Source organism: Dietzia sp. JS16-p6b, assembly GCF_003052165.1.
Lineage (GTDB): Bacteria > Actinomycetota > Actinomycetes > Mycobacteriales > Mycobacteriaceae > Dietzia.
Genome location: NZ_CP024869.1, coordinates 3,176,112 through 3,189,168 on the forward strand (window position 1 = coordinate 3,176,112; position 13,057 = coordinate 3,189,168).

A 13,057-nucleotide genomic window follows, 5' to 3' on the forward strand; every position below is an offset into this window, starting at 1 on the left:
GTCCTTGAGGTGGTGTGTGAGGCCGCCCGGCGGCGAGAACGCGCACCGGTGCGGATGATGGGGTCACACAGCCACGGGCGGTGCCCGGGTGCCACCGCCGGTCAGGAGGAACCGGTGGAGCGGGGTGTCGGCGTCGTAGGAGCAGACGAGCGGGGCGACGACGACGAGGTGCGCGGCCACCCGGAGCGGCGTCACCCGGGCCGCAACCCAGGCCAGGGTCCCGGACAGGATCGCCACGAGGGCGAGAGTCACGGCGATGGCGGCGACGTGGGCGCCGAGCATCCCCGGGGTCAGCAGCGCCGCCGGACCGAGGGAGAGACCGGTTCCCGCCCCGTCCATCGCGGCGCGGACGAGGGTGGGGTCGGTCATGTGGTGGCCGAGAGCCGCGTGTGAGGCGCCCGGGCTGCCCGAGTGGGTGTGCCCGGAGGCCAGGAGGAGGTGCACGACCCCTTGCCCCGCGATCAGACCGGCCGCGGTGACCGGGATCGGGGACCGCTGCCGGGCGACGGCAGCGGTGGCCGCCCCCACCCCCGCGCTCGCTGCGGCGATCAGCAGGATCTGCCCGGGGCTCGGCGCCACCGCGCCCGTACCGGCGGCCAGACCGTGAGCCGCGATGCCGAACACCGCGCTGACCAACGCCACCACCATGCCGACAGCCGCGGTCACCACGGGTGGGACCTCGGTTCGCACTCGGTCGGCGGGCACGATCCGATTCTAATGGGACCCCGTGGCCCGGCTGGACTCGGTGGCCGGGCTGGACTCGGTGGCCGGGCTGGACTCGGTGGCGAGCTCGATTCGCGCGCGTTCCTCGTCCGCGAGTCCCGCCTCGAGCCGGGCGAGCATGTGGGGACGCATCTCGGGCAGGTCATCCACCGCGAACCAGCGGACGTCGGTGTTCTCGCCGTCGGCCGGGCGGGGGTCACCGTCGAGGTAGGTGCAGGCGAAGGTGTGGTCGATGTACTGTGCGCGGTCGCCGTTGGCGTAGGTGACCATCCTGGAGACGCCGAGGGACGCGACGCGATCCACGCGGATGCGGACGTCGGCCTCTTCCCGTGCCTCGCGGACGGCGGTCTCGGCGGGGTGCTCGCCCGGGTCGACGATGCCGGTCACCGGGGTCCACCAGCCGTTGTCGGCCCGTCGCACGAGCAGGACGCGCGCGTCGTCGGGGTCACGGATGACGGCGGTGGCGCCGGCCAGCCAGAGGGGCGCGGTGCCCACGTGGCGGCGTAGTTCCAGGACGAAGTCGGGGACGGACATGGCTCTGAGGGTATCCAGGTCCGGAGAATGCAGCGATCCCCGCCGACCGTGTGGTCGGCGGGGATCGGTGGTGTACTACCCGGACGCTGACTCGGTCAGCGTCGAGGGGTCAGAACCTCAGTTCTGCTCCTCGACGGGCTCGCACTCCTGGCGCTCCATGGAGCCGTTGTCCTTGAGGAACTCGATGGCCTCCGGCGGGAGGTTGCAGACGAGCCCGACGTTGACGCGCGGGAGCGGCGGCAGGGTGACGCCACCGGACACAGCCAGGCCGATGCCGATGCCGGCAGCAGCGAGCGAGCCCAGCGCGAGGAGGGTGCCGGCGTCGACCGAGCCGCCCTCGAGCGAGCCTCCGTCGACCGAGCCCTCGACGATCGTCTCGGAACCCTCGAACGTGGAGCCGAGGTCCGAGGAACCGAGCTCCGAAGAGCCGGCCGTGATGGCGGCGAGGATGCCCTCGAGCGAGCCCGCGTCGAGCGAGCCCGCGTCGAGCGAGTCGGAGACCGAACCAGCCTCAAGCGAACCGGCCTCGAGCGAGTCCGAAAGCGAACCAGCCTCAAGCGAACCGGCCTCAAGCGAGTCCGAAAGCGAACCAGCCTCGAGCGAACCGGCCTCAAGCGAGTCGGAGACCGAACCGGCCTCGAGCGAAGCCGGATCAAGCGACTCGGTGTCCAGCGAGTCCGAGGCCGAACCGGCCTCGAGCGAAGCCGGGTCAAGCGACTCGGTGTCCAGCGAGTCCGAGGCCGAACCGGCCTCGAGCGAAGCCGGGTCGAGCGACTCGGTGTCGAGCGAGCCCTCAGCGGACGCGGCGTCCAGCGAACCCGGGTCGAGCGACTCGGTGTCGAGCGAGCCCTCGGCCGAGCCGGTGATCGCGTCGAGGATGCCGGTGAGCGAGCCACCGTCGAGTGACTCGGTGTCCAGCGAGTCCGAGGCCGAGCCGGCCTCGAGCGAAGCCGGGTCAAGTGACTCGGTGTCCAGCGAGTCCGAGGCCGAGCCGGCCTCGAGCGAAGCCGGGTCGAGCGACTCGGTGTCCAGCGAGTCCGAGGCCGAACCGGCGTCGAGGGAACCGCTCACACCCTCGAGCGAACCGGTGTCCAGGGAGCCGTCCGCGCCCGCGGAACCGAGCGCGGCACCGAGGTCGAGGCCGAGCTCGGCCGAGCCTTCAAGAGCCGCACCGAGACCGAGGTCGAGGTTGAGGCCGGCGCTCTGCGCGTTGGCGACACCCGGCATGGTGCCGAGCGCGAGTCCGGAGGCCGCGATGACGGCGATCATCCGCTTGGAGTTCTTCATAGGAACTGCCTTCCTGTTCGTTGGTGACAATCCAGCGACCCGGGTTCTCCCCCTCGTCGCCCGGTCCAGCGCGCGGCCCAGGGGCCGCTCACCGTCGGATCGTGTCATCACCCTATCGAGCAATTTTCTGGACTTGTTACAAGAAGTCTCGTTCGGGCACAGCTAAAACCCAGCCATGCATGGGTGCGAAGTCGGCGGGATTCACGCAATGAGTGCTGCTAAAGACCCCCTAGCCCCCTACTACCTCGACTTATGTGAACCTTAATAAGTGAGCGACAGCTTATAGAAGTCCGCCGCGCCGCCTAATTAGTGACGTTGATCACTTTTCACCTTCGTTTGCCTGACTCGCCGCCAACTCGTCGCCCCGCGGGCTCAGACGTGGCTAAATGTGAGGTTGACCTCGCATAAATCCGTCCCCGATCCAGGAGCGTTATGACACCCAACAGCAGCGGCGTTCAGTTCCCCGCCGACTCATCCGGAAACCGCTCGTCCGGACGGCTGGCCAAACAGGTTGTCGCCGACGCGCTCGCCACCGTGGACCCGGCCGCGAGTGAGCGGGTCCTGAAGATCAAGGACTGGCGGAAGGGGTACATCCAGCCCTTCACGGAACTGGTCAGTGTGGGCGTCGCCGATGCGGCCGCCTGGGACGGGGTCGCCCGCGCCGCCCTCGACTCTCTCCAGTCCAGGATGGTGGGCGTTCACGAGGTCGCCGGCGAGGCCGTCGAGACTCCGATGAAGGACTACCTCGCCGTCGTCGCGTCCCGATCCACTCCGGGGACCGAGACGGTTCAGGGCACGGCGGCCCCCGCCACGGAGTTGTCCATCCCCTACCGCGGCGAGGAACTGACCGGCACGATGCTCCGAGCCCGCCTGGACAGGTGGGTGGACGCCGGGGTGATCGAGCCGAGCTGCGCGGACGCTCTCAGGTTGGTGCAGGACAACCCCGAATGGCTCTCGCTGCCGGGCCGCGCGATGCTCGTGCTCGGCCTGGGGTCCGAGATGGGGCCCGCTGCCCGGCTGCTGAGGTGGGGCGCCGACGTCCTGGGCGTCGACCTCCCCTCCAGCCCGGCGTGGGGCCGATTCCGCGACACGGCTGCGGAGTTCGCGGGACGGATCCACTTCCCCACCGGCGAGGACGGTCGGCCGGGCATCGACCTGCTCACCCAGCTGCCGGAACTCGCCGCGTGGGCCCGGGCGGCCGCACCGGCCCCGCTCACGGTGGGCAGCTACTTCTACGCGGACGGCGGGACCCACGTGCAGCTCTCCTCCGCGGCCGACGCCCTGGTCGTCGACCTGCTGCGGGACGGGACCGCCGACGCCCTGGCCTACCTCGCCACCCCGATGGACACCTTCGTGGTGCCCGCCGACGTCCGGAAGGCCTCGGACGCGGCCCTGAGGGCCCGTAAGGCCACGGACATCAAGAGGATCGTCGGCGCCCTGACCGGCCAGAAGGTCTTCCACCGGAACTACGAGAAGGGCGGCGGGCCCGCGGTGCACGACGCCCTGGTGCCGCAGCAGGGCCCCAACTACACGCTGGCCAAACGGGTGCAGCGGTGGCGCGCCACCACCGCCTTCGCGGACGGGCACACCGTCTCGATCAACGTGGCCCCCGCCACCGACACCCGCTCGGTCACCAAGAACAAGATCCTCGCGGCGACGTACAAGGGGGCGCACGCGTTCGGCATCGAGATCTTTGAACCGGCGACCTCGTCCGCCCTGCTCGCGGCACTGCTCGTCCACGACCTCAACGTCGGTCGGCCGGACGTCGGGGTGCAGTGGGAACACGAGTCGCACGGGGCCGCCTCGGGAGGCCTGTGGCGTCAGCCCTACCTGCCCCGCACAGCGCTGCCGGTGGCCGCGCTGCTCGGTACCGTCAAGAGGTAGGAACACGCCACGGGTCGGCCTTCCGGCCCGCGCCCACGGTGCCGACAGTTAGGACCCCGACATGCCGAACCCGTTCTCCAAGAGCTGGAACTACCTCAAGGCCTCGCTCGACAAGAAGGTCGACGACAACGCGGACCCCAAGATCCTCGTCCGCCAGGCCATGGACAACGCCCGCCAGCAGCACAAGGCGGTGACCGACCAGGCGGCCTCGGTGATCGGGAACGCCAAGCAGCTCGAGATCGCGATGGGCACCAAGTCCCGCCAACTCGACGAGGTGCAGGGCCAGATCCGTCAGACCCTCCAGGTGGCCGAGTCGGCCCGGGCGGAGGGGGATACGGCCCGCGCCGGCCAGTTCGAGGCGCAGGCCGAGCAGTTGGCCTCGAAGATGGTCACCCTCGAACAGGATCTCGAGAACACCAAGCAGCTGCACGGGCAGGCGGTCCAGGCCGCAGAGCAGGCCAAGCAGGCGGTCAAGGAGTCCGACCAGAGACTGCGGGAGACGCTCGCCCAGGAAGACCAGCTGCTCCTCCAGGCCACGCAGGCCGAGATGCAGCACCGGACCGTCGACTCCGTGTCCTCCCTCGAGGGCGTCGGCGGCGGCAACTCGCCCACCTTCGACGAGATCCGGGCCAAGATCGAGGGCCGCTACACCACGGCACTGGGCAAGCAGGAACTCGCGGAGGCCACGGGTGCGCCGTCCACCGCTCAGCTCGACGCCGCCGCGTTCACCCGCGAGTCGGAGGGGAAGAGCAAGCTCGAGCAGATCCGTGCGTCCATGGGCCTGACCGGCGGCGGCACCGCCGTCGAGGGAGCCGGCCCGGGTGCCGATTCGGACCGTCAGCTGCCCGAGGGCGCCGGAACCGACGAGGACACGGGCACATCCGGCGCGACGGAAGCCGCGACTCCCACCGAACAGGCGGGTTCACCGTCTGCCCCCGTCGACGACTCGGGGACCCCGGAGCCGGGGCCCGCCGATCTCGCCGGCCCGACCCTGCCCCGCGACACGAGGGACTGACCCGTTCACGCTCGCCGTCGGCAACGACGACTGCGGCGTGATCGTTACTGTTCCCAACCGGGGGTTCGCGATATTCTGGCGGCCGACGTCGGGGTGAGCCCGTCCCCGGCGTCGGCCTGATCACCAGGAGACGCCATGCCCACCACACCCACGCCCACCGGCCGCCTCTCCGACTCGGGAGCCGTCGTGTTCTCCCGCCGCCTGCCCCGATCCCGTGAGCAGGCGTGGGCCGCTGTCACCGACCCGACCCGCACTGCCCGGTGGATCGGCCCGTGGTCGGGCGACCCGGCATCCGGCACCGTCCAGCTCACCATGACCGCCGAGGACGGCGATCCCGTGGATGACATGGAGGTGGTCACCTGTGACGCCCCCGGACTCCTCGTGGTGCGGACCGGCTCAGGTGGGTGGCTGCTCACCATGAGGATCGAGGGCGACGACGACGAGGGCGGCGAGGCCGTCATCTCCCTGGAACAGGACATCGCGGACGCCGAGTCCGCCGCGTCCATCGGTCCCGGGTGGGAGTACTACCTGGATCGCCTGGTCGAGGCGGAGGCGGGGCGGGATCCGGATGCCCTGCGCTTCGAACCGGACTACTACCCCGGCCTCGCGGAGTACTACCGGGACCTGGTGGGTGGCTGAGCGGCCTGCACCGACTCGCTCCGCTCCCTCCCTTCATTCCCCACCCCCGTCGCCATCGCTGACACCGCCGTCCCCGCCCGCACCGGACGCGTCATCGGAATCAGTCCTGGTGAGGATGCCGTGTCATACCCCGTTGCTAGTCTTGCTCTATCGAACACACGAGCGATTGCCGGGCTGCCGGGAAGGAGGGGGCGGATGCCGACAGAACACGGTTCGGGGATAGCAGCGGCCGGGCTGGCCGCCCTCGACGCTCTCCGCGCCGAGAACCGCGCTGCCGCAGCCCGCCTGCAGGCCTGTCACGATCTCCTCGCGTTGTGCGAGGAAGAGCAGTTCGCCCGCGATGTCGAGGCCGGTTACTACGACCCCGATGGCCCCTCCCGTCCGCGCGACCACGCCGTGCTGGACCCCTTCGACGTCGCCTGCGCGGAATTGGTCGCCACCTACGGGGTCCACCATCGCCGCGCTGCGTCGATGCTCACGCTGGCCCGGGATCTCGTCATGCGGTTCCCCGGGATCGTCGAAGCCATGATGTCCGGCCTCCTGGACGAGCGAACGGCGGGGATGCTCGTCAGACAGATGCGGACGGTCGACCCCTCCGTGCTGGACGCCGTGCACCGCCTGGTCGTGGACTCGCTGCTCGATTCCATCGAATCCGGCGAGCGGCCCGGCCGCAACGCGATCCTGGCCAAGACCGACAGCATCATCGCGGCCTTCGACCCGGAGGGTGTTGCCAGACGATGCGCCGCTGCGCGGCACGAGCGTGGAGTCAGCGTCCGTCGCGGGGCGGACGGGATGTCAGAGCTGCGCGCGCACCTCACGTCGACCGAGGCCACGGCGGTCCACGACGCGCTCCAGCACACTGCCGGGGAGCGGCTCGACCGCGAGAAGCAGGCCCGGATCGACGCCGTCCGCAACGGCACCGGGCCGGCGTACGATCCGCATGCCCGCTCCCGCCAGCAGCACCTCGCGGACGCCCTCGTCGACGCGATCCTCGGCACCGGCGACGGAGATGCCAGCGGTGACGCCGGTCGCTCCGCACGGGGTTCCGCACCGCAGATCAGACCGCTCATCACCATCCTGGCCCCTCGCGGTCCGGGCGAGGAGCCGGAGGTGTACGTCCCGCGGGGCGGGCCCGCGTCGATAGACGCGCTGATCGCTCTGCTGGCCCGCAGCGTGGGGGCCCGCATCTCTGTTCCCGATCCCGAAGCCGGGTCCGCGGACTCGATCGACGGTGCGCGCCGCTACCGGATCAGCGCCGAGCTGGCCCGCCGGATCCGTCTACGCGACGGGACCTGCCGCCACCCCGGATGTTCGGTCCCCGCCGAGGACTGCGATGTGGATCATGTCGTTCCCTTCGACCACTCCGACCCGGGTGGTGGCGGACAGACCGTCGAGGCCAATCTCATGTGTCTCTGTCGGGGCCACCACAGGTTCAAGACCTTCCACACCTGGTACTACCAGCTCCTGCGCGACGGAACGCTGACCATCGTCACCGAGAGTGGTCACACCATCACGACTCTCCCCGAGGGCCCCCTGGCGAAGTGGCGGGACCTGACCCGCAACGGGGACGAAGCGCTGCCCGGCCCCGGGTCCCCGGAGCGACCCTGGCTCCGGCCCCGGCCTCTCAGCACACACTAGTACCGACGCGCGTGCCGCATAGCCGCGCGGCGCCGCGAGAACGTCGCGGCGCCGCGGGGGGACGGGTGCGACGTCGACGACCGCGATCCCCCGCCCTTCTGACGCCTCGGCACCGACGTCCTCGACCCGCCCGGGTCAGCGATGCTTGAGCAGGACCGCGCGGATCCCCTCGTGGAATCCGTCGCGCAGACGAACGCGCTGCGCCTCGGTCAGGGTGAACTCGTTGAGCATCTGACACGCGAACTGCAGCAGCGGGCGGTCCACCGCCGGCGGGAGCACTCCCCCGGAGAGCAGGTGGGCCTGATCGCGCTGCTCCTCGGTCGCGGCCTGTTCATACCACCAGGTCGCATACTGCTGGCCCACGTCGAACGGCGTCTGCTCACCGGACGAGGTCCACACCTCCTCCGACAGCGGGACGAACTTGGACCGCAGCGGGCGGCGGTGGGGCGCCATCATCGACGGACTCGGGCGCGAGGATCCGTTGGGCTGAGCGCCCGGCGTCGAGGCCTCCACCTGAGGCCGGCCGGGCGACGGCGATGGGGACTGGTCCTCCCCGGGATCCGCTACGGTTTCCGTCTCCACCGGCGCCGACCCGGGGCCCGACCTCACCCCACGCTCGGCGATCGCCGCGCAGTCCTGTGCGTCGGCCGCCTGTTCCTCGGCATCGGCGGCCCGTTCTTCGTCGGCGATCGTCAGACGTGCCTCATCGGCCACCGAGGTGGCGGACGCGCGGTCGGGGCGAAGATCCACCTCGACCATTCCCACCGACTCCTCGCCCTCCGGCTCGCTGCCGTCATCACCCGGCGCGGTGGGACGCTCGGACGAGGACCGGACCTTGGGCGGGATCGGCCCCTCCAGAACCCTGATCTGCATGGCGTCGTGAAAATCCGTGCGCGGATCCAGCACCAGTGTGGTGTCGCAGGCGTGACGCAACGCCGAGGAGATGGAATCCCACCCGAAGCCCACCAGATGCATCCGCACTCCGGCGTCCACGGCGACCCGGACCCCGGGGATCATGTCGGCGTCACCGGTGACCAGCACCATGTCTGAACACTGGCCCTTGTAGGCCGCCTGGATCATGTCCGCGACTAGAAGTGTGTCGACTGCCTTCTGGGTACGCCGTTCGCCCCACTCGATCAGTTGCCCCGCACGCAGCTGCACACCCTCGATCACCCGGAGCGTGCGCTGGTAGCGGTGCGGGCCGGAATCCGGAATCCCGTCGTACCAGTTCTGCCGCTGCACCGGCTGGTCGACGAGGCTGTGGGCCACCTGATCTAAACGGTGCACGACCGTGGCCAGGGATATCTCCAACTGGCCGCGTGCACCCTCCTCCCACGAGTTGTAGAAGCTAGCCAAGAGATACGAGGTATCCACGAGGACCAGAGTCCGTTCGAGCATGATGATCACTACCTATCACTATGTAAACGTCGGACTTCCAGCATGCCGCAGGGCGGAAGACCCCGCAGGGGCCGCCACCGATCACAGGAGGACTCCCACCATGTCGAGCCCCACTCCCGCCCCGCCCGAGCTGACCGGAAAGGTCGTGCTGGTCACAGGTGCCGCCCGCGGCCAGGGTCGCGCTCATTGCACGGCCTTCGCGGCCGCCGGATGCGACGTGATAGCCGTCGACCTGTGCCGCGATATCGAGACGGTGCCCTATCCGATGGCCGACCCGGAGGACCTGCGGGAGACCGCCGAGGCGGTCCGGGCGCTGGGCCGGAGGTGCGTGACCGCGGAGGTCGACGTCCGCGACCTCGAAGGGATGCGTGGTGCCGTGGAGGCGGGGGTGGCCGAGCTGGGCGGACTCGACTTCGTGGTGGCCAACGCCGGCGTCTCCCCCGAGCCCGCCGCCTCCTGGGAACGCTCGGAGGAGGAGTGGGACACGACTCTGGACATCAACCTCAAGGGCACCTGGGTCACCACGACGGCCGCGATCCCGCACATCCTGGCCACCGGCCGGGGCGGGTGCGTGGTGATCGTCAGTTCCATGGTCGGCCTCCGGGGCGCGCCGTTCACCTCCAGCTACACCACCTCCAAGTGGGCGGTCCGTGGGCTGGCCAAGTCACTGGCGGGTGAGCTCGGCTTCTCGGGAGTGCGATGCAACTCCCTTCACCCCGGAAACGTCCGCACCCCCATGATCGAGAACCCGTCGATGATCGCCATGATGACCGGGGGCGAGGGCACCACGCTCGAGGACGCCGCCGAGACCTTCAGCGGGATGAACCAGCTGCCCGAACCATGGGTGGAGGCGTCGGCGATCTCGTCGATGGCCGTCTACCTCTGCAGCGCCGCGGGAGCGGGCATCACCGGCGCCTCCATTCCCATCGACCTCGGCGGCAGCGAGAAATTTGGGCTCTGACCACCCGGAACACGCAACGGCCCGCCTCCCGGGTGAGAGGCGGGCCGTTGCGGTCCGTCGTCGCGCTGGGCCGGGATGCGTACCCGGCGGCGATCGATCAGGCAGACGGGGTGGGCGACACCGGGCGGGGAACGCTGACGGTCGAACCGGTGGCGGTCCACACCAGGGTCCAGAAGATATCGACGACGGGCTGGATGGCCTGCAGGAAGATGTCGTTGGCGCTGCTCATGATGTGTCCCCTTGTGTGTCGTACTCGAAGCGTACCGGCGTAGCTGGCGGTCTGGTGGTCTCGCGTGCCGCCGCCCGGGTTCGAGTAACCACCTCGAGCCGGCCGTGGCGCGTGACAATCCGTATGTCGTCGCGAACGCACCCGACGTTACACAACCGTGACAAATGATGTCGCATCGTTGCGCTCCACCGCTGGCCAGAGCGTCATAGCTTTGCCTGGGGACACCACCCAACGGCCACGATCACGCGACCGCGCCACTGCCCTGCCACTGCTCTTCCACCGCCCGGCCGCGGTCCCGCCGCAGCGCGAGGCCCGGTGAACGGTGTGATCCACGACGTAGCCCTACCTACGCGACCGTAACCTACGGTACCGTAGGTTCATGGCTATCACGGATATCCCGGAATTCGCACATCTCACCGAGGCGGACATCGAGGCCCTCGGCGAGGAACTCGAGCAGATCCGTCAGGACATCATCGGTTCCCTCGGCGAGCGCGACGCCGCCTACATCCGAAACACCATCCGCTTCCAGCGCGCCCTCGAGGTGGGGTCTCGCGCGCTGCTGATGGTCGGCTCGCGCAACCGCACCGCGTGGGCCATCGGCGCCGGCGCCCTCGGGCTGTCGAAGATCATCGAGAACATGGAGCTCGGGCACAACATCATGCACGGGCAGTGGGACTGGATGAACGACCCCGAGGTCCACTCCACCACGTGGGAGTGGGACATCGTGGGCACGTCAGAGCACTGGAAGCAGACCCACAACTACATCCATCACAAGTACACCAACATCGTCGGACTGGACGACGACGTCGGGTACGGGGTGCTCCGCGTGACGCGTGACCAGCGCTGGCACCCGTACTTCTACGGCAACCTCGTCTACAACGCGGCCCTGGCACTGCTGTTCCAATGGGGCGTCGGGATCCAGCACCTCGAGCTGGGCAGGGTCGCCAAGGGACGTGACGACCGCGCCGAGACGATGAACAAGCTCCGGCTGTTCGCACGGAAGGCGGGGCGCCAGCTCGCGAAGGACTACCTGTTCTACCCGGCGCTCTCGCGCAGGGGGTGGAAGTCCACGTTGACGGCCAACCTCGCCGCCAACGGGATCCGCAACGTGTGGACCAACGCGGTGATCTTCTGCGGACACTTCCCCGACGGCGCCGAGAAGTTCACCAAGAAGGACGTGGAGAACGAGACGCGGGCGGAGTGGTACCTGCGGCAGATGCTCGGTTCCGCCAACATCACCGGCGGGCCGGTGATCGACTTCCTCTCGGGCAACCTGTCGTACCAGATCGAGCACCACATCTACCCCGACATGTCGTCCAATCGACTGGCCGAGGCGTCGGTCCGCGTCCGCGAGGTGTGCCGCAAGTACGACCTGCCGTACGTGGCGGGGCCGCTGCCGGTGCAGTACTTCAAGGCGTGGCGGACCATCGCCAAGATGTCGCTGCCCGATCACATGCTGCGACGCACGGCGGACGACGCTCCGGAGACGCACTCCGAGCGCATGTTCGCCGACCTGCCCAAGCCGCTCCCCGCACAGAAGGAGGGCCAGCGGGCCGGCCTGCAGACGGCGCTCAGGTATGCGTCCAAGCGGCGCGCTCGGAAGCTCGCGTCCGCAGCCTGACCTGCCCGACCACTCCTCAGGCGCCCCGTCACCGAAACCGGTGGCGGGGCGTGCAGTTATTTCGATCCAGGATCGGGATCCCGGCGATAGGCTGACCCTCTAGTCGGCCCGCCCGCGCTACAGCGGTCGAGCCGAGTGACCGAGAACCACGACGACGGGAGCCACCATGGAGGACCGGCGCATGCTGATCGCCGATTCGGCGATCGAGGTGGTGGCCAGGGACGGCGTCCGGGCGCTGACCCACCGCGCCGTCGACTCCGAGGCCGGACTGCCCTCGGGCTCCACCTCCTACTACTGCCGCACCCGTGCGCAACTCCTCTCCCTCACGGTGGATCGACTCACCTCGCTCCTGCGTGGATTCGTCGAGGTCTCCGGGATCCAGGAGCTCGCCTCCTCCGACGCCGACGACGTCCTGTCGACGCTCACGCGGATGATCGAGGGACTCCTCGCCGACTACCGCGGAGAACTGGCAGCCCGCTCCGCGCTCATCATGGAGCTCACCGGCAAGGACGACACCACCGATCTCGTGGCCGCCCTGCTCGACCCGAGCGACCTCACCGGCGCCCTCGACGCGGCCGGACTGCGCGACCCCGCCGCCGCGTCCCTGGATCTGCTCGCGGTGTACGAGGGCCTGCTGTGGGAACGCACGGTGGGGCGGCTCGCCGGCGCAGAGATCGACCACGAGCATGACGCCGACCTCCTGGGGTCCGCGCTCTCGCGCCACGAGCACCGCGGCGGACGCCTCTTCGGCCTGCTTCGCTGACCTCCGCCGCGCTCGCGGCACTCTCCTCTGGCACACGCACGCCCAGATGCGGCGTGCCCGGTGACGCCAGCCCGGGTCGTCACGCGCCCCGACTTAGGTATGCCTACGTTGCAACTTAAGGTTCTCACAGTCTAGAGTTCCCGCCCAGAAGCGCCATGACACGTCAGTCAACTGTCGAGACTGCGGAATTCGTGCCTCTGCCACCCCTCCACCGGCCCTGTGCAACCGCGTCGAGAATTGCTGTGCCGGTGCATGTTTGCGCTGTTCAGTTGTATCGACCGGTTGCCCGACCGGGGCCGAGCGCCTCTGGGTCGTCCAACCAAAGCCGTATCGGACTGCGATCGCACATGGCGGCGGGGGGAACT

General features: G+C 69.5%; 12 protein-coding genes. 7 read left to right on the forward strand and 5 right to left on the reverse strand.

What is annotated here, in order from left to right:
* Positions 1 to 63 precede the first annotated feature (63 nt).
* From CT688_RS14620 to CT688_RS14630, 3 genes are all read right to left on the reverse strand, one after another.
* Positions 64 to 705: a hypothetical protein gene (locus CT688_RS14620; RefSeq protein ID WP_231750366.1), complete on the reverse strand. Its 642-nt coding sequence runs from the start codon at positions 703 to 705 to the stop codon at positions 64 to 66.
* A gap of 9 nt (positions 706 to 714) precedes the next feature.
* Complete coding sequence (locus CT688_RS14625; protein WP_095718097.1) at positions 715 to 1,257, reverse strand: NUDIX domain-containing protein; 543 nt, start codon at positions 1,255 to 1,257, stop codon at positions 715 to 717.
* A gap of 117 nt (positions 1,258 to 1,374) precedes the next feature.
* Positions 1,375 to 2,544, reverse strand: a complete 1,170-nt coding sequence (locus CT688_RS14630) for a hypothetical protein (protein ID WP_095718098.1) — start codon at positions 2,542 to 2,544, stop codon at positions 1,375 to 1,377.
* A gap of 432 nt (positions 2,545 to 2,976) precedes the next feature.
* Between CT688_RS14630 and CT688_RS14635 the strand changes: the two genes are divergently transcribed.
* From CT688_RS14635 to CT688_RS14650, 4 genes are all read left to right on the forward strand, one after another.
* The gene (locus CT688_RS14635) at positions 2,977 to 4,428 is read left to right on the forward strand and encodes a hypothetical protein (protein WP_107757487.1); all 1,452 of its coding nucleotides are present in this window, start codon (positions 2,977 to 2,979) and stop codon (positions 4,426 to 4,428) included.
* Between the two features lie 61 nt (positions 4,429 to 4,489).
* On the forward strand, positions 4,490 to 5,443 hold the full coding sequence (locus CT688_RS14640) for a PspA/IM30 family protein (RefSeq protein ID WP_107757488.1): 954 nt from the start codon (positions 4,490 to 4,492) through the stop codon (positions 5,441 to 5,443).
* A gap of 135 nt (positions 5,444 to 5,578) precedes the next feature.
* Positions 5,579 to 6,082, forward strand: a complete 504-nt coding sequence (locus CT688_RS14645; RefSeq protein ID WP_107757489.1) for an SRPBCC domain-containing protein — start codon at positions 5,579 to 5,581, stop codon at positions 6,080 to 6,082.
* Positions 6,083 to 6,277: 195 nt separating this feature from the next.
* Positions 6,278 to 7,720, forward strand: coding sequence for an HNH endonuclease signature motif containing protein (locus tag CT688_RS14650; protein ID WP_107757490.1), 1,443 nt, complete (start codon positions 6,278 to 6,280; stop codon positions 7,718 to 7,720).
* A gap of 135 nt (positions 7,721 to 7,855) precedes the next feature.
* On the opposite strand, the gene CT688_RS14655 is transcribed toward CT688_RS14650, so the two are convergent.
* On the reverse strand, positions 7,856 to 9,118 hold the full coding sequence (locus tag CT688_RS14655; protein ID WP_107758237.1) for an NYN domain-containing protein: 1,263 nt from the start codon (positions 9,116 to 9,118) through the stop codon (positions 7,856 to 7,858).
* 100 nt (positions 9,119 to 9,218) lie between these two features.
* On the opposite strand from CT688_RS14655, the gene CT688_RS14660 reads away from it, so the two are divergent.
* Positions 9,219 to 10,079: a mycofactocin-coupled SDR family oxidoreductase gene (locus CT688_RS14660; protein ID WP_107757491.1), complete on the forward strand. Its 861-nt coding sequence runs from the start codon at positions 9,219 to 9,221 to the stop codon at positions 10,077 to 10,079.
* A gap of 97 nt (positions 10,080 to 10,176) precedes the next feature.
* Here CT688_RS14660 and CT688_RS17960 read toward each other — a convergent pair whose 3' ends face one another.
* On the reverse strand, positions 10,177 to 10,308 hold the full coding sequence (locus CT688_RS17960) for a hypothetical protein (protein ID WP_255412657.1): 132 nt from the start codon (positions 10,306 to 10,308) through the stop codon (positions 10,177 to 10,179).
* A 379-nt stretch (positions 10,309 to 10,687) separates the two neighbouring features.
* On the opposite strand from CT688_RS17960, the gene CT688_RS14665 reads away from it, so the two are divergent.
* Both CT688_RS14665 and CT688_RS14670 read left to right on the forward strand, forming a co-directional pair.
* Positions 10,688 to 11,929 (forward strand): acyl-CoA desaturase, encoded by a 1,242-nt coding sequence (locus tag CT688_RS14665; RefSeq protein ID WP_107757492.1) that lies wholly within the window; start codon positions 10,688 to 10,690, stop codon positions 11,927 to 11,929.
* 166 nt (positions 11,930 to 12,095) lie between these two features.
* Positions 12,096 to 12,692, forward strand: a complete 597-nt coding sequence (locus CT688_RS14670) for a TetR/AcrR family transcriptional regulator (protein ID WP_107757493.1) — start codon at positions 12,096 to 12,098, stop codon at positions 12,690 to 12,692.
* The last annotated feature ends 365 nt before the right edge of the window (positions 12,693 to 13,057 follow it).

Excerpts from the sequence above, each read along its gene's own strand:
- CT688_RS14625 (WP_095718097.1), bottom strand. The coding sequence starts at position 1,257 with ATGTCCGTCCCCGACTTCGTCCTGGAACTACGCCGCCACGTGGGCACC.
- CT688_RS14630 (WP_095718098.1), bottom strand. The coding sequence starts at position 2,544 with ATGAAGAACTCCAAGCGGATGATCGCCGTCATCGCGGCCTCCGGACTC.
- CT688_RS14635 (WP_107757487.1), top strand. The coding sequence starts at position 2,977 with ATGACACCCAACAGCAGCGGCGTTCAGTTCCCCGCCGACTCATCCGGA.
- CT688_RS14640 (WP_107757488.1), top strand. The coding sequence starts at position 4,490 with ATGCCGAACCCGTTCTCCAAGAGCTGGAACTACCTCAAGGCCTCGCTC.
- CT688_RS14645 (WP_107757489.1), top strand. The coding sequence starts at position 5,579 with ATGCCCACCACACCCACGCCCACCGGCCGCCTCTCCGACTCGGGAGCC.
- CT688_RS14650 (WP_107757490.1), top strand. The coding sequence starts at position 6,278 with ATGCCGACAGAACACGGTTCGGGGATAGCAGCGGCCGGGCTGGCCGCC.
- CT688_RS14655 (WP_107758237.1), bottom strand. The coding sequence starts at position 9,118 with ATGCTCGAACGGACTCTGGTCCTCGTGGATACCTCGTATCTCTTGGCT.
- CT688_RS14660 (WP_107757491.1), top strand. The coding sequence starts at position 9,219 with ATGTCGAGCCCCACTCCCGCCCCGCCCGAGCTGACCGGAAAGGTCGTG.
- CT688_RS17960 (WP_255412657.1), bottom strand. The coding sequence starts at position 10,308 with ATGAGCAGCGCCAACGACATCTTCCTGCAGGCCATCCAGCCCGTCGTC.
- CT688_RS14665 (WP_107757492.1), top strand. The coding sequence starts at position 10,688 with ATGGCTATCACGGATATCCCGGAATTCGCACATCTCACCGAGGCGGAC.
- CT688_RS14670 (WP_107757493.1), top strand. The coding sequence starts at position 12,096 with ATGGAGGACCGGCGCATGCTGATCGCCGATTCGGCGATCGAGGTGGTG.